Source organism: Rhodosalinus sp. 5P4 (assembly GCF_041365695.1).
GTDB lineage: Bacteria > Pseudomonadota > Alphaproteobacteria > Rhodobacterales > Rhodobacteraceae > Rhodosalinus.
Genome location: NZ_JBGFSJ010000004.1, coordinates 193,885 through 214,708, shown reverse-complemented (window position 1 = coordinate 214,708; position 20,824 = coordinate 193,885). Strand labels below are relative to the sequence as shown.

Below are 20,824 nucleotides of genomic sequence, written 5' to 3'. Positions count from 1 at the left end.
TTCGTGCTGCCCGCGCCGCGCGAACCGGTCGACCGAGGTCCTGATCGTTTCCCCCGGTGCTGGACGTGATCCGATGATCCCGACGCGAGACCCTGCAGACGCGGCGGAGGTCGCCGCGGGCAACTTGCGCGGCGTGCTTCTGCTGGCCTTCGCTGCGGTCCTGTTCACGGTAGAGGCGACGCTGGTCCGCATTTCTGCGCCTGTCGCGAACGAGGCACAGATCGTGTTCTTTCGGTCGGTGGCGCAGCTCGTGCTGTCGGTGGTGGTCCTCTGGCGGATGAAGGCGGTGCGGCGCCTCCTGACGACACGGCCGATGCTGCACGTGCTTCGGGGCGTGACGAGCCTGGCGACCTGGTGGCTTTACTACATCAGCTTTCGGGTCCTTGATTTCGCGCTTGCCACGACGCTGACCTTCACCACGTCGCTGTTCGTGGTCGCGCTGGCCGCCCCCCTCCTGGGCGAGCGCGTGGGCCGGATGCGCTGGGTCGCGACGGGCGTGGGGTTCGTCGGTATCTCGGTGGCTGTCGGCCCGACTGCCAGCGCGTCGGTGACAGGGGTGGCGATCGGGTTGCTCGGGGCGGCCGGTGGCGCGGTGATCGTGGTCTTGAACCGCCTCCTGGGCCGAACGGAGGACACCGTTACGATCATGATCTGGATTGGTCTGGTCACGACGCTCGGATCGGCGCCCGTGGCCTGGCTTCTCTGGGAGCCCATGGCATTCAGGGATGGGGTCGTCGTCTGCTTCACCGGCTTGATGGGCGCGTTGGGCATGTGGCTGACCATAGAGGCCTACCGCGTCGGCGAGGCGAGCGCCCTTGCACCGGTACCCTATCTCCGCTTCGTCGTGGCCGCCCTCATCGGGATCGCCTTTTTCGGAGAGTACCCCACGCCCTCTCTTCTTTTCGGTGCGGTGCTGGTCGTGATCGCATCGTTTCTGGCCATTCACCACGAACGGCGCAAGGGGCTTACGGCGCCGTATCGTTGAAATGGGCATTGTTGAACACGTATTGTCAGGGCTTCATCGCGGTAACTCAGCCTGGTAGCGGGGTGCCGCGCCGGCAGGCAAGCGTGGCCGCCAAAGGACCTACAGTGATGCCGCCCTTCGGGCCTGCCTGACGATGAAGGTGCCGTTCGGCATGGTCGAGATCGGCGCGCCATCGGTCCGAGCGACAAAGTCGACGCGGCAGGCGCCGGGCTTCGTCGGGAGCTTGCCGCGCCTGGTGGGCCTCGACCGGAGCGTGCCGGATTTCAGCACTCTGCCGCGTCGCCAGAAGACCCACGCCATCAAGATCCCGTATCGCGGCTCCGAGGGACTGCTGCACCTGCTGGTCGACAGCACCCGCGATCAAGGCCGAGGGCGAAGGTCGTGGAGGATCGGGAAACGCTCCGGGGAACGGTTTCCCCGACGAACGGCACGCGCGTAAGCATGGTGGGCACAGCCGAATGAAGTTGGCGACTGCCGGGCGCCGGTGAGGGGCGATCTCCCCCGCCGTGGGGCGCCCGTCCGGACAGGTGATGGCAAGCTTCGAGGTGCACGAGCAGCTGAACGGCGCGGTACGCTTGACAGTGCGCTTTGCCGGGACCCCCCGTCGAGACGCCGCAATGATCCGCGCTCTGCTTCTTGTCGTGGCCATGGCTGGCATGGCCCATGCTCAAGAGGTAAATAGTGTTCCTTCGACCCATGACTGGGCGCGGAGCGCGCCTTGACGGACGAGCATGTCCCGGCCACCGTGGCGGCCATGGAGGCACAACTCGTCTGCCCCGGCCCGGACGGCATCCGCGTCATGCCGAGCGCTTCCGATGCGCGCATTTTCATGGGGTACGGCCGCGCGACGCGCTTCGGCTCATGGGAGAGCTTCGCCAGATTCAACGACGCGCACGACACCGTCGAATGGCGCCGGAGGCGCCTCGAGGGGCGCATGCGGCCTTGCGCGACGATCCACCGCTGGACGATCTTTGCCGGCGAGCGCGAACGCAAGATCTTGATCGTAAGCACCGTCGCCGACGCCGCACCGGAAAGCTGCATCGTCGCCGTGATCGACGCCCACCGCATAGCGGGGGGCAACGCCCTGGCGTGTGGGGGTGGCCGATCGTTACGCGCGGGCTTTCGCTTGCGCAGACGCCACGGCCCGCGCGTTCGGCGATGTCGGCCTCGACACGCGCTTGCCGCGGCGTTTGCGGGAAAACTGAAACTCCAATCCGGGAAAGGTGCGCCATGATCCTCCGGACAGTCCGCGCGGCGCTGATCCTCTTCGCCACGCTTCCCGTGACGGCATCGGCCCAGACGCTGACGATGGACGCCGTGACGCCCGAGATGCGCGAAGGCTCAGATACGACCGGAAGGTTGCTCATCCGGCTGGACAGGCCCGCCGAAAATGCCTTCAGCGGGCAGGTCCGGCTGGAGGGTACTGGCGCGACAGCCGGGGTGGATTTCGCGCCGACCGTCGTCCCGTTTTCCTTCGTCGCGGGCGAGATCTCGAAGACGGTGACGTTCAGCATTCTCGACGATATCGAGGACGAACCCTATCGCGAGATACTGCTGGCCACGGTCGAGAACATCACGCCCATGGGTACCTCCGACATGCCGGGCGTCATCAATGCCGCGGCATCGGTGCCGCTGACCATCTTGGACGACGACGAGCATCTGACCGTCACGGCCAGTGGCGGCGCCGAAGGCGGAGTGGCGGAAATCACCGTGCGCCAGGAGTTCGACAGCGAACTGCCCGTCTTCATCACCGCGACCCCGCAGGACGGCAGCGCCACGCCCGGCGCGGATTTCGCCGCAGCGCGTGTTTATGGCCACCTTCCCGCAGGCAGGACCGAGACCACGCTTCTGATCCCGCTCTACGAGGACGATCTGCGCGAGGGTGCGGAAAGCTTCGGGGTCTCTATGGGCCACGACGGGCCCGGCACCGCGATCTTCGATCCGCGGGACGTGACGCTTCGGATCACGGACACCACACGCCCCGCAGAGCCCGTGATGATCGAGCATGGCGGCGGCGTCGTGAAGATATTCTCCGAGGGCAGCCTTGTTCACCAGCAAGCCTTCCAGTACCGGTCGATGAAGGGCACGCTTCGCAAGCACATCGGCGGCACGCGCATGACCCTGAGCCAAGCGACGGGCCACGACCTGGCCCTTTCACGTTTCTGCGCCCGGGGCATGGATTTCGCCGCCATCGCCGGCGACCTGCCCGGCCAATCACCGGAAGACATCGGTGCCGGAGACGATGCCGGCTGGAAAGGCGCGTTCAGCGTGGACGGGATCGAGTTCGACTATGTCCTTTTCGAGCGGCCGGATGGCAGTTACCAGGGGTTCGGAAGGCAGCAGGGCAGCGTGGGCGGTGGCGGCAGCGTTCTGACGCTGCACTCGGTCAAGGTGGCGCCGCTCGACCCGCCGAAGCCCGAAGTGCCGCGCCTGCCGCCGGATGCGCCCGAGACGCAACTGCCCCTGAGCGCGGCCGCGGATGCCGTGGCGCGCGAACTGGCCAAGGAGTTCGGGATGAGCCCCGAGGCGCTGCGCCCCTATATTTCGGCGACGCCCGGGCCCGACATGACCACGGGCGACGGCCCCTCGGCGCGCCCGGTCGACGTTCAGATCTGGCTGGATGGAGAGGGGCGCCCCCTGCGGGCGGACCGCACCGCGCCCGGCCCCTGCGATCCAGAATACGGCAAGGCGGAGCCCGCCCTCAGCCGTCTTCGCTATCGGTTCCACACCGCCGCCGACCTGATCGTCGCGCAGGGGGCCGTTGTGGACGTCGAGACGGGCAAGATCGAAAGCGCCTACATGGAGGATTTCGACACGGCCACGGGCGGCCTCGACGAAGCGGCCGGGCGCGCGCATGGCGGGCTGGCGGCCGATCTGGCCGCACCGGAATAGCGCCCGTCGAGGCGTTTCAGCGTGGCGTGGGGCGCCTCCGGCCGCTGCCCCTTGACCCTTGCCCGAGAAGCCGACACCCTCGCATGCCGCAAGCAAAGGGCGGGCGCGCGCCGCTGCACCGACAGCGTGCCGCGCCATTCGATTTCTCACCACAGGGCAAGGAAAATCTTTATGGCAGATACGGAACTCAAGCAGGAATTCTGGAGCCGTCTCGACGACGTGCGCGCCGGTCTTCTGGCGGCGGATGGCGAAAGGCCGGTGCCGATGTCGCCGATGCCCGAAAAGGACGCGAACGCGATCTGGTTCATCACCGCCGCCGGTTCGGCGGCCGACCGGGCGGCGAAATCCGGCGGCGAGGCGTCGTTCCACGTGGCCGACCCCAGGGCAAATTTCTACGCCAACGTCTTCGGCAAGCTCGAGGAAACCAACGACGCCGCCAAGCTCGATGAACTCTGGTCCGCGATGGCCGCGGCCTGGTTCCCCGATGGCCGTGACGACGACGCCGTGCGGCTGGTCAAGTTCACGCCCCACGAGGGCGAGATCTGGGCCACGGAAGGCGGCGCCGCGTATCTCTACGAGATCGCCAAGGCCAACGTGACCGACAAGATGCCCGATGTGGGCGTGCATGGACGGGTCGTCTTCTGAACCGGCTGCCGGCAGCGCCGCTGCCGGCAGCGCGCGACATTTGAAAGCGGCCTCCGCCGCGCTGGCAGGGGCCGCTGCCCGGCTTGCAGCGGGCCTCGGGGATCTTCTTCGGCAGAGGTTTTCGTGGGGCGCGCCGTCCTTGGCTCGATCCAGAGCGCCGGCCCCGGGAGCAGTTATCCAGATACCGGACCGCCTCCCGGCAACCGCGGATGTGTTTCGAGGGAGGGCGCCGCGGGGAGCGACCGTAACTCCGGACGAGACGCCGGACCTCTCTCGCGCCGCGCTGCGTGCGGTTCAGGGTTCCTCGACTTCCAGCACGTGGCCGCCTTCGGGAATCCTGTTGCGGATCATCTCGGGCACGCCTTCGGGGATCTCGGGTGCGTCGGGCGCGAAAAGTCCGCAGCCGTAAAGCGCCCGCTTCACGTCGACCTGCTGGCCGAGATGCTCGAGCATCGCGATCGACGCGCCGGGCTTGCGGCCCCGGCGGGTCGGCCCGCCGGTCTGGATACCCGTCAGCCGGCCGATCCGGCTGTGATAGCTGGGATAGAGCGTCATCTGCGTGATCGAGTTGGATTGCATCGCCTCGTATTCGACGATGTAGATCCGGTTGGTCAGGAAGAAGACCGCGCCTTCGTACTTGCTGATGGCATTGGCGGGGCCGCGCCCGCCCTCGCGGATGAGCTCGAGGTTCTTCCAGTAGCAACGCCCGTCGACGTGATAGATGCGCGCAAGGGATTTCGTGATCCGCCCGGGCTTCCCGAAAGAGTAGAAATAGCGGAAATAATATCCGTCATAGCGGCGCAGGCTTCCGCTCGCGCGCATCAGGCGTTCGAGATGGGCCATGGGGCCGTCGAGCGCCGGGGACGCGAAGGGCTGCGTGCGCACCGAGGCGAGGCTGCGCAGCTGCGACGCCTCCGAGACGATCTCTCCCTCGGTCACGCCGAAGAAATCGCAGATCCGGCGCATGTTGGCCCGCGACGGGCGCGACTGCCCCGAGAGATACTTGTTGAATTGCTGGCGGTTGATCCCGAGGCGGCGGCACACCTCCGCGATCGATGGATAGTGCGAGCACAGGAAGGACAGGTTGTCGGCGAAATCATCCATGACCGTGCATTTAGCGCATGGATGCGCAAAGAGTGTCAATCCGCGAAAGGGCGCGAAATTGCGTCGCACCCCCGCGCATGCTTGTGTGAATTGAAGGCAATTAGCGGAGCGTCACGCATGAAGATCGTCAGATCCTTCCCGCACGCGGTGCGGGAGATCGAGCATACCGAAATCCCGATGCCGGACGGCTGCCGCCTCGCGGCGCGGATCTGGATGCCCGAGGGGGCGGAGGACGCCCCGGTGCCGGCGATCCTCGAATATCTTCCCTACCGCAAGAACGACTTCACCGCCGAGCGTGACGCCACGATGCAGCCCTATCTTGCCGGTCACGGCTATGCGGTGGTGCGCCTCGACCTGCGTGGCGCGGGCGACTCGGAAGGGGTGATGCCGGACGAATACCTGCCGCAGGAGTTGCAGGACGGCGTCGATGCCATCTCCTGGATCGCCGGCCAGCCCTGGTGCGACGGCAATCTCGGCATGATCGGCATCTCGTGGGGCGGGTTCAACGGGCTTCAGGTCGCCGCGCTTCAGCCGCCGGCGCTGAAGGCGATCGTCACGCTGTGCTCGACCGACGACCGTTACGCCGACGACGTGCACTACATGGGCGGCTGCCTTCTGGGAGAGCAGCTTTCCTGGGCGTCGATCATGTTCGGCCGCAACACGCTGCCGCCGGATCCGCGCCATGTGGGCGAGCGCTGGCGCGAGATGTGGAAAGAGCGGCTGAAGGGGAGCGGCCTCTGGCTGAAGAACTGGCTCGAACACCAGACCCGCGACGAGTTCTGGAAGCATGGCTCCGTCTGCGAGGACTGGTCGAAGATCCAGATCCCCGTCTACGCGGTCTCGGGCTGGCCCGACGGCTACTGCCGCGCGGTGTTCCGTCTGATGGAGAACCTCCAGGGTCCGAGGAAGGGCCTCGTCGGTCCCTGGGCGCACCGCTATCCGCATATCGGTGAGCCCGGCCCGGCCATCGGCTTCCTGCAGGAAGAGCTGCGCTGGTGGGACCATTGGCTGAAGGGCAAGGACACCGGCATCATGGACGAGCCGATGCTGCGCCTTTACCGGATGAACAGCGCCGAGCCCGCGGGCCATTACGAGGTCCGCGAGGGCGCGTGGATCGCGGAGCCGTCCTGGCCCTCCCCGAACGTGGAGCGCGCGGAATTCCGGCTGGGCGCCGACCACAGCCTGTCACGCGAGGCCACGGCGCCCGACGGGGTGCTGGAACATTCCACCCCGCTCGATGTCGGGATGGCCTCGGGCAAGTGGTGCGGCTATTCGAAACCGGGCGACGCGCCCCTCGACAAGCGCCGGGACGATGCCGGGAGCCTGACCTTCGAGACCGCACCGCTCGAGGACCCGCTCGACATCGCGGGGGACGCGCAGGTCGTGCTCGAGCTTTCGGTGGACCGGCCCGTGGCGCAACTCGCCGTGCGGATCGGCGACGTCCATCCCGACGGGCGGTCCACCCGCGTCACCTTCGGCGTGCTGAACCTGACCCACCGCGACAGCCACGAGCATCCCGAGCCGCTGGAGCCGGGCAAACGCTACAGGGTCACCGTGCCGATGAAGCATGTCGCGCAGCGGTTCCGGCCCGGGCACCGCCTCCGCCTCGCGATCTCGACGAATTATTTCCCGATGATCTGGCCCGCGCCCGAGAAGGTGACGATCTCGGTCCACACCGAAGGCTCGCGCCTCGTCCTGCCGCTGCGGCCGCCGGTTCCCGAGGACGACGCGCTCCCCGCCTTCGAGGCGCCGGAGGCCGCGCCGCCCCTCGAGAAGGAGGTCCTGGAGGCGCCGGAAGAGTACTGGCAGATCGTCGAGGATGCGCGCACCGGCGAGATGGAAATGCGCCTTGCCGAGGGTGGTGGACGGGTGCGGATCGCCGGCAACGAGCTGACGACCTATTCGCAGGGTTACGAATCCTACCGGGTGCGGCCGGGCGACATCACGTCGGCCGTCGGCGACGTGCGCTGGCATTACGCGCTGGAGCGCGGCGACTGGAAGATGCGCAGCGAGACCGAGACGACGCTCACCGCGGACGCGACGCATTTCATCGTCAAGGCACGGGCGCGCGCCTGGGAGAACGACGACCTCGTGCACGACGAAAGCTGGGACGAGCGCATTCCGCGGCAGTTGGTGTGATGGCGCGAAAGCGCGCAGGCACGACGCATGACCGCCTCGCGGCGGGCCACGGATCGCGTGGCGGATCCATTTTTGCCTGTTGAACCTGAAAACAAATACGGGAGGACTTCCAATGACACGTTTCACCCAGACAAGACGCGGGTTCCTCGCCTCGACGGCGGCCGCGGGTGCCGCGGCGGTGCTGCCGTTCAAGGCGGCGGCGCAATCCTCGGGCACGCTGCGGTTGCGGATCGACGGCGATCTCGACGTGCTCGACCCGGGCTTCATGACCGGCGGCATCGAGATCGAGGCGCAGAAGCAGTGTCTGCCCTTCCTCGCCCAGTACAAGCGCGAGGGCGACACCGTCACCTGGGAGCCGACCTATTTCGTCGACAAGCTGGAACAGCGCGACGCCACCCACATCGATTTCACCCTGCGCGACGGGCTGGTCTGGTCCGGCGGCTACGGGCCGGTGACGGCGGCGGACGTGAAGTATTCCTATGAGCGGATGACCTCGAGCGACTGGTCGGGCTATTTCGAGGCGCTCGACCGCGTCGACGTCACTGACGAGCGGTCGGGCACCATCGTGCTGAAGGAGCCCTTCGCGCCCTTCATCATGGTCACGCTCTGCCACGGCCCCGGGGCGGTGCTGTCAGAAAAGGCCATGAAGGATGTGGGCGAACGCTTCACGACGGAGTTCCCGGCGATCTGCGGGCCCTACAAGCTGGACCTCACGCCCGGGCAGCGCGCGCTGTACACGCCGAACCCGGACTGGACCGGGCCCAAGCCGGCCTTCGAGCGGGTCGAATGCCCGATCATCGGCCAGGTGAAGGCGGCGGAACTGGCCTTCGAGGCCGGGGAGCTGCATTGCACGGAGGTCGCGGCCGACACGCTCGCGCGCTACAGCGCGAACATGCCCGACGGCGCCGAGATCACCGTGGGGGGCGAGTTGCAATACATGTGGCTCGGCATGAACACCCAGAACCCCAAGCTCGCGGACCTGACCGTGCGGCGCGCGATCCAGCACGCGGTCGACGTGGACTCGATCCTGCAAGGCGCCTATTCCGGCACCACCGAGAAATCCTACGGCATCGTCTGCCCCGGCCTGCTCGGCAAGCGCGAAGCGACCAAATACTACCAGTACGATCCCGAGAAGGCGCGTGACCTTCTGGCCGAGGCCGGGATCGCCGGGCTGGAACTGACGCTGCGCACGCTCAACACGCAGGAGCGGATGCTGGCCGCCCAGATCATCCAGGCCAACCTCGCCGGCATCGGCATCACGGTGAAGGTGCTGCCGCTCGACTCCGGCCCGTTCTGGGAGATGGGCCAGGAAAGCAAGGGCGACACCTGGCAGGACCTGGAACTTTGGCTGATGCGGTTCGGCACGACGCCCGACCCCTACGAGGCGACCCAGTGGTTCACCTCTGACCAGGTCGGCGTCTGGAACTGGGAGCGCTGGACCTCCGAGGAATATGACCGCCTCTATGCCGAGGGCACGCGCGAGACCGATCCGGCCCGGCGCGAGGAGATCTACCTGCGGATGCAGGACATCATGGAGGAAACAGGTGCCTATGTCTGGATCAACCACGAGCCCGAGGCCTTCGTGCATTCCAGCGACGTCGTGGTGAGCGCGGCGCCCACGGGGGAACTGGACTACCGCCGCTTCGTGCGGGCGTGACACACCGCGCCGCCCCGGGACGCGATGCCGGGGCGGCGCCCGAAGCCCTGGGCGCAAGATGATCTACCTGACGAAACGGCTGGGCCTGTCCGCCGCGGTGATCCTTCTCGTGGTCGCGGTGCTGTTCTCGCTTCTGCATCTCATACCCGGCGATCCGGCGACGATCGCGCTGGGCCCGCGCGCGACGCCCGAGGCGATCGCCCGCTACGCCGCGAAGATGCACCTGGACGAGCCCGTCTGGACGCAATTCCTGATCTATGTCGGCAACGCGCTGACGGGGGATCTGGGCGTGGATGTCTTTTCCGACCGACCGGTGGCCACGATCATCGGCGAGCGCCTGGGCTTCACGCTCGCGCTGGTGTGCGCCGGTCTCGGCTGGGCCGTGCTGCTGGGCGTTCCGCTGGGCTGCCTGGCGGCGGTGCGGCCCAACACGGCGCTCGACCGGGTCACGGGGCTTCTCTCCGTCGGGACCATCGCGGTGCCCTCTTTCCTGGTGTCGATCTGGGCGCTTCTGATCTTCGCGGTGGGGCTGGGCTGGCTGCCCGCGATCGGCGCGGGCGAACCCGGCGATCTGGGCGACCAGCTCCGCCATCTCGTCCTGCCCGCCTTCGCCATCGGGCTCAGCTGGGTCGGCTATCTCGCGCGGATGGTGCGCGCCTCGATGCTCGAGGTCATGGGCGAGACCTACATCCGGTCCGCCCGCGCCTTCGGCCTGCGCCCGCGCCGGGTGGTGTTCGGCTACGCGCTGCGCGTGGCGATCCTGCCCACGGTGACCCTGATCGGCATGGGCTTCGGCGGGCTGATCTCGTCGACCGTCTTCGCCGAGATCATCTTCGCGCGCCCGGGCCTCGGCAAGCTCATCTTCGACGCCGTCATGGCGCGGAACTTCCCCATCGTGCAGGGCGGCGTGCTGGTCGCGACCGCGCTCTACATCGTCGTCGTCCTGCTGTCCGATCTCATCGTTGCCTGGCTGGATCCCCGTGTCCGTGAAACGCTCTGAAATGGAAACCGGGCTGCCGCCCGTGGACGCCAGCCGCCTTCCCGAGGACGCGCTGGAAGATACCATGCGCGAATCCGCCGCCCGCGAGCGGCGCGAGAAGCTGCGCATGTTCCTGACCAGCTGGCAGGGCATGACGGGCCTCGTACTGGTGCTGGTCTTCTTCGCCTCGGCGATCTTCGCGCCGTGGCTCGCGCCCTACGATCCGAACGCGCTGAACATTCCGGCCCGCCTTTCCGGCCCCACGGCCGAGCACTGGGCAGGCACCGACCAGCTTGGCCGCGATACCTTCTCGCGCATCCTTTACGGCGGGCGCGTCGCGCTGAAGATCGCCGCGATCGGCGTGTCGGTCTCGCTGGTCGTGGGGCTGATCCTGGGCATGATGGCGGGTTTCGGCCCGCGCTGGCTGGACAATCTTCTGCTTCTGCTCTTCGACACCGTCCGGGCCTTCCCGACGATCATCCTCGCGCTCGCCACGGTCGCGCTGACCGGCCCGAGCCTGGAACTGGTGCTGGCCATCGTCATCATCACCTCCATCCCGCAATACGCCCGCGTCGCGCGCACCGCCACGCTGTCGTTGAAATCCGCCGATTTCATCATCGCCGAACGCTCCCTGGGCGCCTCGACGCCGCGCATCCTGTTCCAGCACGTCATGCCCAACGTCGTCGGCCCGCTTCTGATCCTCGCGGCGATGGAGGTGCCCGTGGTCGTCACCGTCGAGGCGGGGCTGTCGTTCCTGGGGCTCGGCGTGCTGCCGCCGACGGCGAGCTGGGGCACGATCCTGAACGAGGGCTACCTGGTGATCCGCGACACGCCCTGGATGGTGATCGCGGGGGGCGTCCCGCTGATCCTGACGACGCTCGGCTTCACCTTCCTGGGCGAGGCGCTGCGCGACATCTTCGATCCGCGCATGGGCAAGGGGCGCTGACATGGCGAAAGACACGACCGGCGACGAGGCCACGCTGCTCGACATCCGCAACCTTTCGGTGGATTTCCGCACGCCGCGCGGGCGGGTGAAGGCGCTGCGCGACGTCAGTTTCGCGGTGCCGCGCGGGAAATTCGTGGGCGTGGTCGGGGAAAGCGGATCGGGCAAGAGCACGGTGCTCTGGTCGATCCTCGGGCTTCTGGCCGGCAACGCGGAGGTGACCTCCGGGCAGATCCTCTTCGGCGAGCGCGACATGCTGCGCCTTTCCGAAGAGGCGATGCGGGCCGCCCGCGGCGAGGAGATCTCCGTCGTCTTCCAGGATCCGATGACGAGCCAGATCCCGGTGCTGAGCTATGCCCGGCAGATGCGCGACATCCTCTATCGCCGGCGGGGCATGTCGGCCGCGGAAAAGCGCCGACGCGGCATCGCGATGCTGGAAAAGGTCGGCATCCCCGACCCGGGCGAGCGCGTCGATCAGTATCCGCACCAGTTCTCCGGCGGGATGCGGCAGCGGGCAGGCATCGCGATGGCGCTGCTGACCGAACCGAACCTGCTGCTCGCGGACGAGCCCACCACCGCGCTCGACGTGACGATGGAGGCGCAGATCATCCATCTGCTCCAGGAGCTTCAGACCGAATTCGATGCGACGGTCGTGGTCGTTTCGCACAACCTCGGGTTGATCGCCGAGCTCTGCGACCAGGTGGTCGTCATGTATGCCGGCGAGGTGGTGGAAACCGGCGATGTGCGCAGCATCTTCCATGCCCCGCAGCACCCATACACCCGTGCGCTGCTGGAGTGCGATCCGGCGCGCATCGCCGAGCGCAGCCGCCGGCTGCCGGTGATTCCCGGCGACATTCCGGACCTGACGCGCCCGCTTGGCGGCTGCATCTTCGCCGACCGCTGCCCCCGCGCGATGGAGGTCTGCCGGGCCGAGACGCCGCCCGATCACGCCACGCCCGCGGGGGGCATCGCCCGCTGTCACCTCGTCGCCGGACCGCACGCCGATGCCGCGTGGCCGCCGCCCGCCGACGTCGCCACCGTCCGCGCGGGCGAGGGGGGCGGCGCGCGCCGCGCCTCGCCCGACGCGGGCACCGCGCCGGTGCTCGAGGTCGAGGACCTCAACGTGCGCTTTCCCACCATGGGATCGCTGAGCGCGCGTCTGAAGGGCGTGAAGGATCCCTTCGTCGATGCCGTGCTCGACGTCTCGCTTTCGGTGCGCGAGGGCGAGACCGTGGGCCTCGTCGGCGAAAGCGGTTCGGGCAAGACGACGCTGGGCAGGGCGGTGCTCCATCTCGTCGCCTCGCAGGGCGGCAGCGTCCGCTTCGGCGGCGAGGAGATCCGCACCATGCGCGAGGGCCGGTTCAAGCCGTTGCGCCGCGACATGGCGATGATGTTCCAGGACCCGGTGGGCTCGCTCTCGCCGCGGAAATCGGTGCGCGCGCTCATCACCGAGCCGTTGCAGATCCACGGGATCGACGCCGATCTCGACGCCGAGGCCGAGCGCCTCGCGGGGCTCGTGCGCCTGCCCAAGGCGTTCCTGTCGCGCTACCCGCACGAGTTGTCGGGCGGGCAGGCCCGGCGCGTCGGCGTGGCCCGCGCGCTCGCGCTCAACCCGCGGCTGATCATCGCCGACGAGCCGACCGCGGGGCTCGACGTCTCGGTGCAGGGCGAGATCCTGAACCTCATGGCCGAGCTTCAGGCCGAGCACGGGCTGGGTTACCTCGTGATCACCCACAACCTGCCCGTGGTGCGCCACATCTCGGACCGGCTGGCGATCATGTATCTGGGACGCATCGTGGAGCAGGGCGACGCCGAGGCGATCTTCGCCGAGCCCGCCCACCCCTATACCGAGGCGCTGGTGCGCGGCGTGCCCCAGCCCGATCCGGACCGGCGGCGAACGCATGTCTCGATCTCGGGCGAGGTGCCGAGCCTCGTGAACCGCCCCGCGGGATGCGATTTCGTGGGCCGCTGTCCCTACGCGCAAGAGCGCTGCCGCATTGAAAAGCCCCGGCACCGCGTCCAGGAAGACGGCCGCGTTCACGCCTGCCATTTCCCCCTGAGATAGCAGCGACGGCCCCGGATGGACGGTCGCGACGCGGCTGTGCCGGGGGCGCGGTCCCGCGCTGCTCAGCGCGCGGCGATGGCGGGGCCGTGGCGGCCCGAGGGGCCGGAAATCTCGAGGATCAGCTTGCGGCGCACCGCGTCGGCGAAGCTGTCCATGCCGTCCGCCGTCACCACGAACGCGCCGGGCCCGCCGATGATCCTGTCCTCGTAGAGCCGTTCGAGGTCGGCGCCGCCCCCCGCTCTCCCCGAGCAGAAGCGGCAGCGGATCGCGAGCGCATTGATGGTCATGCCCGCGGCCAGCACCTCCTCCCGCGCGGCGGAGATGGGCGGACCGGAGTAGTTGTTGGCGCTGTCGCCGGAAAAGTCGATCACCTTGCGCCAGCCGTCGATATCGTTCTCCTCGATCAGCCGCTTGCCGGCGAGAAGCGCCGAGCCGATCGCGTTGCGGCCGTAGGCCATGCGCGGCGGCTCCATCAGCGCCTCGGCGAAGCGCGCGGCGCTCTCTGCGCCGGCGATCACCGTCCAGGGCACCACGACGCCCTGGCTGTCCGCGGCGGCCCACTCCACATAGGTGACCGCGATGCTGCCATAGGCGGTCTCGGCGATGGCGCGCAGCACGGCGGGATCGACGATCGCCTGGGCGTAGCCCCGGCGTTGAAACAGGATTTCATCGCGGTCGATGGACCCCGAGGCATCGGCCAGCAGCACGAGCTCGAGGTCCACCTCCTGCGCGGCGGCGGGCGCGGCGACAGCGAGGGCGGCGGCGGCGAGCCAGCCGGAAAGGAAGTGGCGCATGGGGGCCTCCGCTTCGGGTTGCCCCTTGAAAGGTGCTGCAGCTTGCCCCTGCGTCAAGACATCGCTGCCGCGCACGGGCCGGCGGCGTGATCCCGCGTTGAAATTCCGGACGCACCTGCGCATTATGTCGCCACAAAAAGAGGGCGCTTCCGGCGCCCCGTGCAGCATGAGGCGAAGAGGCAGATGAAAAAGATCGGTGTCGCCGCTTGCGCGGCGTTACTCATGGTTTCGGGCGTGACCTCCACCGCTGCGGGTCCGCTTCAGCGCGGGTGCCTGCAATCGGACCGTCCCGGCGCGACGCGCTCCATGTGCGGGTGCATCCAGGCCGTGGCGGACGGGATGCTGAAGCGCGGCGACCAGCGCAAGGCGGCGCGCTTCTTTCGCGACCCGCACAGCGCGCAGGAAATCCGGACCTCGCGAAGCCAGCGAGACAAACGTTTCTGGCAGGAGTACAGGGCCTTCGGCGACCGGGTGGAGCAGGTCTGCTCGGCCTACCGCTGAGGATCCGCATCGCGGGGCGAGGCGTTGGCAGTCCGCCGCGCGGGCGCCCCGCCACGGCCGGCGCGCAGGGCGGCCCGGGCGCCCGTGCATGATAGCATGGCCGCGACCGCAAGGCGGCGACGCCTCAGGTCACCTGCCCTTCCCGCGCGAGGTCGATCACGCGAGCGCCCGTGTCCAGCCGGATTTCGGCGGCGCGGGCGTGGGCCTCCATGCCCTCGCCCCGCGAAACCGCGGTTGTGGCGCGGACGAGCTCGGGCAACGCTTCGCTGGTGGCGCGCTGCCATGTCACCACCTTGAGGAACTTGTGGGCTGAAAGGCCGCCGGTGTGGCGGGCGGCGCGCCCGGTAGGCAGCACGTGGTTGGGGCCCGCCGCCTTGTCGCCGAAGGCCACGGTGGTATCGGCGCCCAGGAAAAGCGAGCCGTAGGCCGAAAGACGCGCGCGCCACCAGGGCAGGTCCACGGCCTGGACATGCAGGTGTTCGGGCGCGTGGGCATCGGCGGTCGCGGCCATGTCCTCGCGGGTGTCGCACAGGATCACCTCGCCCATCGCGTCCCATGCCGCGGCCGCGGCGGCCCGGTTCAGCTCGGGCAACGTGGCGACGCAGTCGGGTAACAGCCGCATCACCGCCTCCGCCAGCGGGCGGTGGTCGGTGACAAGCCAGACGGGCGATGTCGCGCCGTGCTCGGCCTGGCTTATGAGGTCCCAGGCGACGGTGTGCGGATCGGCGGTGGCGTCGGCGATGACCATCGAATCGGTCGGTCCGGCGACCATGTCGATCCCGACAGGTCCGAAGAGCTGCCGCTTCGCCTCGGCCACGAAGGCGTTCCCCGGACCCACGAGGATGTCCGCCGGACGCGCGCCGAAAAGCCCTTCGGCCATCGCCGCCACGGCCTGCACGCCGCCGAGCGCAAGGATCCGGTCCGCGCCGGCCAGGTGCATGGCGTGAAGCACCGCGTCGGGGATCCCGTCGCCGCGCGGCGGCGAGGCGGCCGTGACATGGGCCACGCCCGCGGCCTTGGCCGTGGTGATCGTCATCAGCGCCGAGGCGATGTGCGCATAACGGCCGCCCGGCACATAGGCGCCCGCCGCGGCAAGCGGGATCAGCCGTTGCCCGGCGACGAGGCCGGGCCGCAGTTCGGTCTCGAATTCCGTGATCGAGGCTCGTTGCGCCTCGGCGAAGGCGCGGATGTTCGCGTGCGCATAGGCGATCGCGTCCCGCAGGTCGGGGTGCAGCCGCGCGCCCGCTTCCGCCGCCGCCTCGGGCGGCACCACGATCTCGTTTTCCCAGCCGTCGAGCCTGCGCGCGTAGTCGCGGACCGCCTCCTCGCCGCCCGCGCGGATACGGGCGAGCATGGTCCGCACCGTGTCGGCGACGTCTGCGGCGGCATCAGGCGCAAGGCCCGGGGCGGGTTTCAGGGCGACAGGTGGCATCGGGCGACGCTCCTCCGGGGTTGACGGCCGAAAGGCCGAGTTTCACTAAAGGCGAATGTGGCGCGGCGCGCGCCCGGAGGCGGACCATGGTGACGAAGGGGGTGACCCTGCGGGGTCTGGAGGTGTTCGAGGCGCTGGCCGCGTCGGGCTCGGTCGCCCGGGCATCGGCGCTGACCGGCCTCAGCCAGCCCGCCGTTTCGCAGCAGATGAAGAACCTCGAGGCGGCGCTGGGCGTGGAGTTGCTGGATCATGCCCGCAGGCCGATGCAGCTGACCCCGGCGGGGCGAAGCTTTCTGGCGCGGACCCGCGAGGTGCTCAGCCAGCTTCGCCTGGCCCAGTCCGAGCTGACGGTGATGGATCTCGCGCATCTTTCCACGCTGACGCTGGGCATGATCGACGATTTCGACAACGACATCACGCCGCGCCTCGTGACGCTTTTGGCCGAAAGCATGACGCGCTGCCGCTTTCGCCTGATCACGGCGCCGAGCCACGAGATAAGCGCCGACCTGAAGGCGCGGCGGCTCAACCTCGCCGTCGCGGCGAGCGCAGGCGACTCGATCGAGGGCGTTCTGGAATACCCGCTGGCGCGCGACCCCTTCATCCTCGTCACGCCGCGCGGGCCGAACGAGGGTGCGGCCGCGCTCGATCGGCTGCCGCTTCTGCGCTACGACCGCGACCAGTTGATCGGGCGCATGATCGAAACGCATCTGAAGCGCCACAAGGCCGAGTTTCCGGAGCGCTTCGAGCTCGGCGCGCACCAGGCGCTGATGGTGCTGGTGGCACGCGGGGTAGGCTGGGCGCTGACGACGCCGCTGGGCTACATGCGCGCGGCGCGCTATCACGACCGGATCGCGGCGCACCCGCTGCCCTTCGCGCCGTTTGCGCGCACCATCTCCCTTTTCGCGAGCGCGGACTGGGCCGACCGGGTCCCGCGCGACATCGCGCGGACGGTGCGCGAGCTTCTTCAGGCGCAGATGATCGACCCTGCGCTGGCGCAGTTGCCCTGGCTGGAGGGCGAGTTGCGGGTGCTCGACTGACGGACGCATGGCTTTCCTTCGGGATAGTCGCCCGTAGAGTCCCGTGTGCGCGGCCGCTGGCAAGCCTTCGTCGCCAAGCTTCATGAACAAAGATGGCGAGTTTTCGGAAATCCGAAACTATGCAGGTGGATCAGGCGTCGAGAAAAGCGCGGATCGCGGCCTCGAACTCCCGCGGCTTCTCGGCGTGAAGCCAGTGTCCGGCGCCGGGAATCCTCGCGAAACGCGCGGCGGGGAAGAGCGCCTTGATCCTGTCGCGGTGCTCGGGGCGGACATAGTCGCTCTCCCCGCCCGAGAGGAAGAGCGCCGGCCCCTCGAAGCGCCCGGCCACATCCTCGGGAAAGCCAAGGATCAGATCCATGTCGCGGTCCAGCACGTCGAGATTGAGGCGCCAGCGCCTGCCAGCCACGTCGAGCGCCTGCGTGAAGAAGGACACGAGCCGCGGGTCGTCCAGACGCGGGGCAAGCTGTTCGGCCGCGTCGGTGCGCCTGTCGACCCGCGACATGTCCACCGCGCGCATCGCGGCGATGTTGTGGGCCTGGCTGTGGTGGTAGGGCACCGGCGCGATGTCGGCCACGACGAGCCTGCGGACGAGGGCGGGTTGGGTGAGCGCGAGGACCATCGCCGCCTTGCCGCCCATGGAGTGGCCCGCGACATCGGCGGGACCGCCCCGGGCTTCGATCACCTCGGCAAGGTCGAGGGCCATGCCGGGGTAGTCATGGCGCTCGGTCCAGGGGCTTTGCCCGTGATTGCGCATGTCCACCGTGATCACCTGCCCGCGGTCGGACAGGCGCTTCGCGATCGCGCCCCAGTTCCGCCCCGAGCCGAAGAGGCCGTGGGCGATCAGAACCGGCGGGGCATCGCCGGGTGTGCCATGAAGCTGGGTGGCGAGCATGGCACCTTGGTAGCGGTGTGCGCGGGGCTTGGCCAGAGGCCGGCGGATGGCTAGGGTCGGCGGCCGGAACCGGGGGGGCGGGATGGCGGATCACGCGGACATCGCGGCGAAGACGGCGCGGCTCGAGGCGCTGCTGGGCGAGAAGCTCGGGCTGACCGATGGCCCGCTCTCGCGGCGTGTCGCGCGGGCCCGGCGGCGGCTGCCCGCGGGCGTCCACGCGCAGCTTGCGCGCGTCGCGCGCGCCGCCGAGGCGGCCGGCCATCCCCGGCTGGTCCGCCAGATCGACGACGCCGCGCTGGAGCGCGCCTACGCCGAGGCCGTCGCTCACCTGGAGCGGGTGAACCCGAATGATCGGCGTATCGGCATGTTGCTGGACGTCGCCGCGACGCTGATCTTCAACCTGGCGCTCTTCGCGCTGCTTCTCGCACTGGCGCTGCGCTGGCTGCGCTGAGGCGGGCCGCGCCGTGGCGGCACCCCGGGCAGGGCGCCGCCGCGCGATGTCTCAAATCCCGGGATAGATCGGGAAACGCGCGCAGACTTCCGCGACTTCGGCCTTGACCTTGGCCTCGACCTCGCCGTTCGCGTCCTCGCCATTGGCGGCGAGCCCGTCCACGACCTCGATGATCCAGTCCGCGATCTGCCGGAACTCGGACTCGCCGAAGCCGCGGGTGGTGCCGGCGGGCGTGCCGAGGCGGATACCGCTCGTCACCGCGGGCTTTTCGGGATCGAACGGCACGCCGTTCTTGTTGCAGGTGATGTGCGCGCGTCCCAGGGCCTTCTCCGTGGCGTTGCCCTTCACGCCTTTCGGGCGCAGGTCGACGAGCACGACATGGGTGTCCGTGCCATGCGTCACGGTGTCGAGCCCGCCCTTGATGAGCTGATCGGAGAGCGCCTGCGCGTTCTTCACCACGTTTCTGGTGTAGGTCTTGAACTCGGGGCGCAGCGCCTCGCCGAAGGCCACGGCCTTGGCGGCGATGACATGCATCAGCGGGCCTCCCTGAAGGCCGGGGAAGACGGCCGAGTTGAATTTCTTCGCGAGCGCCTCGTCGTCGGTGAGGATCATGCCGCCCCGCGGTCCGCGCAGCGTCTTGTGGGTGGTCGTCGTCGCGACATGGGCGTGCGGGAAGGGCGAGGGATGCTCGCCCGCGGCCACGAGACCGGCGAAATGCGCCATGTCGACGTGAAGATACGCGCCCACCGCGTCGGCGATCGCGCGGAACCGGGCGAAGTCGATCTGGCGCGGGATCGCCGAGCCGCCGGCGATGATGAGCTTCGGCTTGTGCTCCTGCGCGAGACGCTCGACCTGCTCGTAGTCGATCAGGTTGTCCTCGCGCCGCACGCCGTATTGCACCGCGTTGAACCACTTGCCCGACTGGTTGGGCGCGGCGCCATGGGTCAGATGCCCGCCGGCATCGAGGCTCATGCCGAGGATGGTGTCGCCCGGCTGGAGCAGGGCAAGGTTGACCGCCTGGTTGGCCTGGCTGCCCGAGTTCGGCTGGACATTCGCGAAGCCGCACCCGAACAGCTTGCAGGCGCGTTCGATCGCGAGGTTTTCGGCCACGTCGACCCACTGGCACCCACCGTAGTAGCGCCGGCCGGGATAGCCTTCCGCATACTTGTTGGTGAGTACGGACCCCTGCGCTTCCATCACCGCCGCCGAGACGATGTTCTCGGACGCGATGAGCTCGATCTCGTCGCGCTGGCGGGAAAGCTCGCCGGTCACGGCGGCGAAAAGCTCGGGGTCGCGGGACGCGAGGCTTTCGTCGAAGAAGCCGGAGTCGCGGTGCGGGGCGTTCATGGCGGTCCCTCCTCAGTGGCGCATGGCTTGCTTTCCTATCGGAAACGGAGTGTCGCCGAAAGCCCCGGAAGCGACCATGTGTCGGATCGGCGCGGCACTGCTGGCGCTTTGGGGAAAGCTGTGTTCTGTCTCGGAAACATACGCCCATCATCGGGAATCCGCGAATGGCCCTGAAGCTCGCCTTCACCGCGTCGGACATCGAGGTCGCCCAGGCGGCGCGGGCGCGACTTGCGGCACGCTATGGGGATGCGCCCGAGGACGAGGCGGAGGTGATCGTCGCGCTGGGGGGCGACGGTTTCATGCTGGGCACGCTGCATCGCACGCAGCATCTCGCCGCGCCGGTCTACGGAATGAACCGCGGCACGATCGGGTTTCTCATGAACGAGTACGGCGAAGAGAGGCTCGCCGAGCGCATCGCCGCGGCGGAGGAAACGGTGATCAATCCGCTCTCGATGCGCGCGCGCTGCGCCGACGGGACGGTGCAGGAAGCGCTCGCGATCAACGAGGTGTCGCTTCTGCGCGCGGGACCGCAGGCCGCGAAGCTGCGAATCACCGTGGACGGGCGGCTCAGGATGGCCGAGCTGGTTTGCGACGGGGCGCTCGTGGCGACGCCGGCGGGGTCGACCGCCTACAACTACTCCGCTCACGGCCCGATCCTGCCCATCGGATGCGACGTGCTGGCGCTGACCGCGATCGCGCCCTTCCGTCCGCGCCGCTGGCGCGGCGCGTTGCTGCCGAAACGCGCCGAGGTGCGGTTCGACGTTCTGGAGCACGACAAGCGCCCGGTGATGGCCGATGCCGACTCGCGCGCGGCCTACGATGTGGTGCAGGTGGACATCCGCTCCGAGCCCGGGATCAACCACAGGCTGCTCTTCGACCCGGGCCACGGCCTCGAGGAACGCCTGATCCAGGAACAGTTCGTCTGACGGCGCGAGGATCCTTCGATCGAAGGATCCTCGCG

18 protein-coding genes and 1 pseudogene are annotated in these 20,824 nt (G+C 68.7%); 14 read left to right on the top strand and 5 right to left on the bottom strand.

Going from position 1 to position 20,824, the window contains the following annotated elements:
- The first annotated feature begins 73 nt into the window (after positions 1-73).
- From AB6A69_RS08905 to AB6A69_RS08885, 5 genes and pseudogenes are all read left to right on the top strand, one after another.
- Complete coding sequence (locus AB6A69_RS08905; RefSeq protein ID WP_371060505.1) at positions 74-985, top strand: DMT family transporter; 912 nt, start codon at positions 74-76, stop codon at positions 983-985.
- A gap of 64 nt (positions 986-1,049) precedes the next feature.
- A pseudogene (locus tag AB6A69_RS08900) lies at positions 1,050-1,443 on the top strand (transposase); the annotation flags it as partial.
- Between the two features lie 260 nt (positions 1,444-1,703).
- A complete protein-coding gene (locus AB6A69_RS08895) occupies positions 1,704-2,219 on the top strand; it encodes a hypothetical protein (protein ID WP_371060504.1) in 516 nt (171 codons plus the stop codon).
- Positions 2,216-3,877, top strand: a complete 1,662-nt coding sequence (locus AB6A69_RS08890; RefSeq protein ID WP_371060503.1) for a Calx-beta domain-containing protein — start codon at positions 2,216-2,218, stop codon at positions 3,875-3,877. The genes AB6A69_RS08895 and AB6A69_RS08890 overlap by 4 nt, the downstream gene beginning before the upstream one ends.
- Before the next feature lie 171 nt (positions 3,878-4,048).
- Positions 4,049-4,522 carry a pyridoxamine 5'-phosphate oxidase family protein gene (locus AB6A69_RS08885; protein ID WP_371055123.1) on the top strand — a complete coding sequence of 158 codons (474 nt, stop codon included), beginning with the start codon at positions 4,049-4,051 and terminating at the stop codon, positions 4,520-4,522.
- 294 nt (positions 4,523-4,816) lie between these two features.
- On the opposite strand, the gene AB6A69_RS08880 is transcribed toward AB6A69_RS08885, so the two are convergent.
- Complete coding sequence (locus AB6A69_RS08880) at positions 4,817-5,626, bottom strand: helix-turn-helix domain-containing protein (RefSeq protein ID WP_371060502.1); 810 nt, start codon at positions 5,624-5,626, stop codon at positions 4,817-4,819.
- A 117-nt stretch (positions 5,627-5,743) separates the two neighbouring features.
- Between AB6A69_RS08880 and AB6A69_RS08875 the strand changes: the two genes are divergently transcribed.
- From AB6A69_RS08875 to AB6A69_RS08855, 5 genes are all read left to right on the top strand, one after another.
- Complete coding sequence (locus tag AB6A69_RS08875; protein ID WP_371060501.1) at positions 5,744-7,765, top strand: CocE/NonD family hydrolase; 2,022 nt, start codon at positions 5,744-5,746, stop codon at positions 7,763-7,765.
- Positions 7,766-7,877: 112 nt separating this feature from the next.
- Positions 7,878-9,422, top strand: a complete 1,545-nt coding sequence (locus tag AB6A69_RS08870) for an ABC transporter substrate-binding protein (protein ID WP_371060500.1) — start codon at positions 7,878-7,880, stop codon at positions 9,420-9,422.
- A 58-nt stretch (positions 9,423-9,480) separates the two neighbouring features.
- Entirely contained in the window at positions 9,481-10,422 is a 942-nt protein-coding gene (locus tag AB6A69_RS08865) for an ABC transporter permease (RefSeq protein ID WP_371037530.1), read from the top strand.
- The gene (locus tag AB6A69_RS08860; protein WP_371060499.1) at positions 10,409-11,347 is read left to right on the top strand and encodes an ABC transporter permease; all 939 of its coding nucleotides are present in this window, start codon (positions 10,409-10,411) and stop codon (positions 11,345-11,347) included. The genes AB6A69_RS08865 and AB6A69_RS08860 overlap by 14 nt, the downstream gene beginning before the upstream one ends.
- 1 nt (position 11,348) lies before the next feature.
- A complete protein-coding gene (locus AB6A69_RS08855) occupies positions 11,349-13,409 on the top strand; it encodes a dipeptide ABC transporter ATP-binding protein (RefSeq protein ID WP_371060498.1) in 2,061 nt (686 codons plus the stop codon).
- 62 nt (positions 13,410-13,471) lie between these two features.
- Here the strand turns inward: AB6A69_RS08855 and AB6A69_RS08850 are convergent, their stop codons facing one another.
- The gene (locus AB6A69_RS08850) at positions 13,472-14,203 is read right to left on the bottom strand and encodes a DUF1194 domain-containing protein (RefSeq protein WP_371060497.1); all 732 of its coding nucleotides are present in this window, start codon (positions 14,201-14,203) and stop codon (positions 13,472-13,474) included.
- 183 nt (positions 14,204-14,386) lie between these two features.
- Here AB6A69_RS08850 and AB6A69_RS08845 point away from each other — a divergent pair, with 183 nt between their 5' ends.
- Positions 14,387-14,704 (top strand): hypothetical protein, encoded by a 318-nt coding sequence (locus AB6A69_RS08845; protein ID WP_371037526.1) that lies wholly within the window; start codon positions 14,387-14,389, stop codon positions 14,702-14,704.
- 124 nt (positions 14,705-14,828) lie between these two features.
- Here AB6A69_RS08845 and hisD read toward each other — a convergent pair whose 3' ends face one another.
- Positions 14,829-16,136 (bottom strand): histidinol dehydrogenase, encoded by a 1,308-nt coding sequence (gene hisD, locus AB6A69_RS08840; RefSeq protein ID WP_371060496.1) that lies wholly within the window; start codon positions 16,134-16,136, stop codon positions 14,829-14,831.
- 86 nt (positions 16,137-16,222) lie between these two features.
- On the opposite strand from hisD, the gene AB6A69_RS08835 reads away from it, so the two are divergent.
- The gene (locus AB6A69_RS08835; RefSeq protein ID WP_371055115.1) at positions 16,223-17,173 is read left to right on the top strand and encodes a LysR family transcriptional regulator; all 951 of its coding nucleotides are present in this window, start codon (positions 16,223-16,225) and stop codon (positions 17,171-17,173) included.
- A 130-nt stretch (positions 17,174-17,303) separates the two neighbouring features.
- Here the strand turns inward: AB6A69_RS08835 and AB6A69_RS08830 are convergent, their stop codons facing one another.
- A complete protein-coding gene (locus AB6A69_RS08830) occupies positions 17,304-18,065 on the bottom strand; it encodes an alpha/beta fold hydrolase (protein WP_371060495.1) in 762 nt (253 codons plus the stop codon).
- Between the two features lie 82 nt (positions 18,066-18,147).
- On the opposite strand from AB6A69_RS08830, the gene AB6A69_RS08825 reads away from it, so the two are divergent.
- Positions 18,148-18,516 carry a hypothetical protein gene (locus AB6A69_RS08825; protein ID WP_371037522.1) on the top strand — a complete coding sequence of 123 codons (369 nt, stop codon included), beginning with the start codon at positions 18,148-18,150 and terminating at the stop codon, positions 18,514-18,516.
- A 51-nt stretch (positions 18,517-18,567) separates the two neighbouring features.
- Here the strand turns inward: AB6A69_RS08825 and glyA are convergent, their stop codons facing one another.
- Positions 18,568-19,863, bottom strand: coding sequence for a serine hydroxymethyltransferase (glyA, locus tag AB6A69_RS08820; RefSeq protein WP_371037521.1), 1,296 nt, complete (start codon positions 19,861-19,863; stop codon positions 18,568-18,570).
- A 164-nt stretch (positions 19,864-20,027) separates the two neighbouring features.
- Here glyA and AB6A69_RS08815 point away from each other — a divergent pair, with 164 nt between their 5' ends.
- A complete protein-coding gene (locus AB6A69_RS08815) occupies positions 20,028-20,789 on the top strand; it encodes an NAD kinase (protein WP_371060494.1) in 762 nt (253 codons plus the stop codon).
- Positions 20,790-20,824: the final 35 nt, after the last annotated feature.

Excerpts from the sequence above, each read along its gene's own strand:
- AB6A69_RS08880 (WP_371060502.1), bottom strand. The coding sequence starts at position 5,626 with ATGGATGATTTCGCCGACAACCTGTCCTTCCTGTGCTCGCACTATCCA.
- hisD (WP_371060496.1), bottom strand. The coding sequence starts at position 16,136 with ATGCCACCTGTCGCCCTGAAACCCGCCCCGGGCCTTGCGCCTGATGCC.
- AB6A69_RS08865 (WP_371037530.1), top strand. The coding sequence starts at position 9,481 with ATGATCTACCTGACGAAACGGCTGGGCCTGTCCGCCGCGGTGATCCTT.
- AB6A69_RS08875 (WP_371060501.1), top strand. The coding sequence starts at position 5,744 with ATGAAGATCGTCAGATCCTTCCCGCACGCGGTGCGGGAGATCGAGCAT.
- AB6A69_RS08815 (WP_371060494.1), top strand. The coding sequence starts at position 20,028 with ATGGCCCTGAAGCTCGCCTTCACCGCGTCGGACATCGAGGTCGCCCAG.
- AB6A69_RS08855 (WP_371060498.1), top strand. The coding sequence starts at position 11,349 with ATGGCGAAAGACACGACCGGCGACGAGGCCACGCTGCTCGACATCCGC.
- AB6A69_RS08835 (WP_371055115.1), top strand. The coding sequence starts at position 16,223 with ATGGTGACGAAGGGGGTGACCCTGCGGGGTCTGGAGGTGTTCGAGGCG.
- AB6A69_RS08825 (WP_371037522.1), top strand. The coding sequence starts at position 18,148 with ATGGCGGATCACGCGGACATCGCGGCGAAGACGGCGCGGCTCGAGGCG.
- AB6A69_RS08885 (WP_371055123.1), top strand. The coding sequence starts at position 4,049 with ATGGCAGATACGGAACTCAAGCAGGAATTCTGGAGCCGTCTCGACGAC.
- AB6A69_RS08845 (WP_371037526.1), top strand. The coding sequence starts at position 14,387 with ATGAAAAAGATCGGTGTCGCCGCTTGCGCGGCGTTACTCATGGTTTCG.
- AB6A69_RS08890 (WP_371060503.1), top strand. The coding sequence starts at position 2,216 with ATGATCCTCCGGACAGTCCGCGCGGCGCTGATCCTCTTCGCCACGCTT.
- AB6A69_RS08830 (WP_371060495.1), bottom strand. The coding sequence starts at position 18,065 with ATGCTCGCCACCCAGCTTCATGGCACACCCGGCGATGCCCCGCCGGTT.
- glyA (WP_371037521.1), bottom strand. The coding sequence starts at position 19,863 with ATGAACGCCCCGCACCGCGACTCCGGCTTCTTCGACGAAAGCCTCGCG.
- AB6A69_RS08870 (WP_371060500.1), top strand. The coding sequence starts at position 7,878 with ATGACACGTTTCACCCAGACAAGACGCGGGTTCCTCGCCTCGACGGCG.
- AB6A69_RS08905 (WP_371060505.1), top strand. The coding sequence starts at position 74 with ATGATCCCGACGCGAGACCCTGCAGACGCGGCGGAGGTCGCCGCGGGC.
- AB6A69_RS08850 (WP_371060497.1), bottom strand. The coding sequence starts at position 14,203 with ATGCGCCACTTCCTTTCCGGCTGGCTCGCCGCCGCCGCCCTCGCTGTC.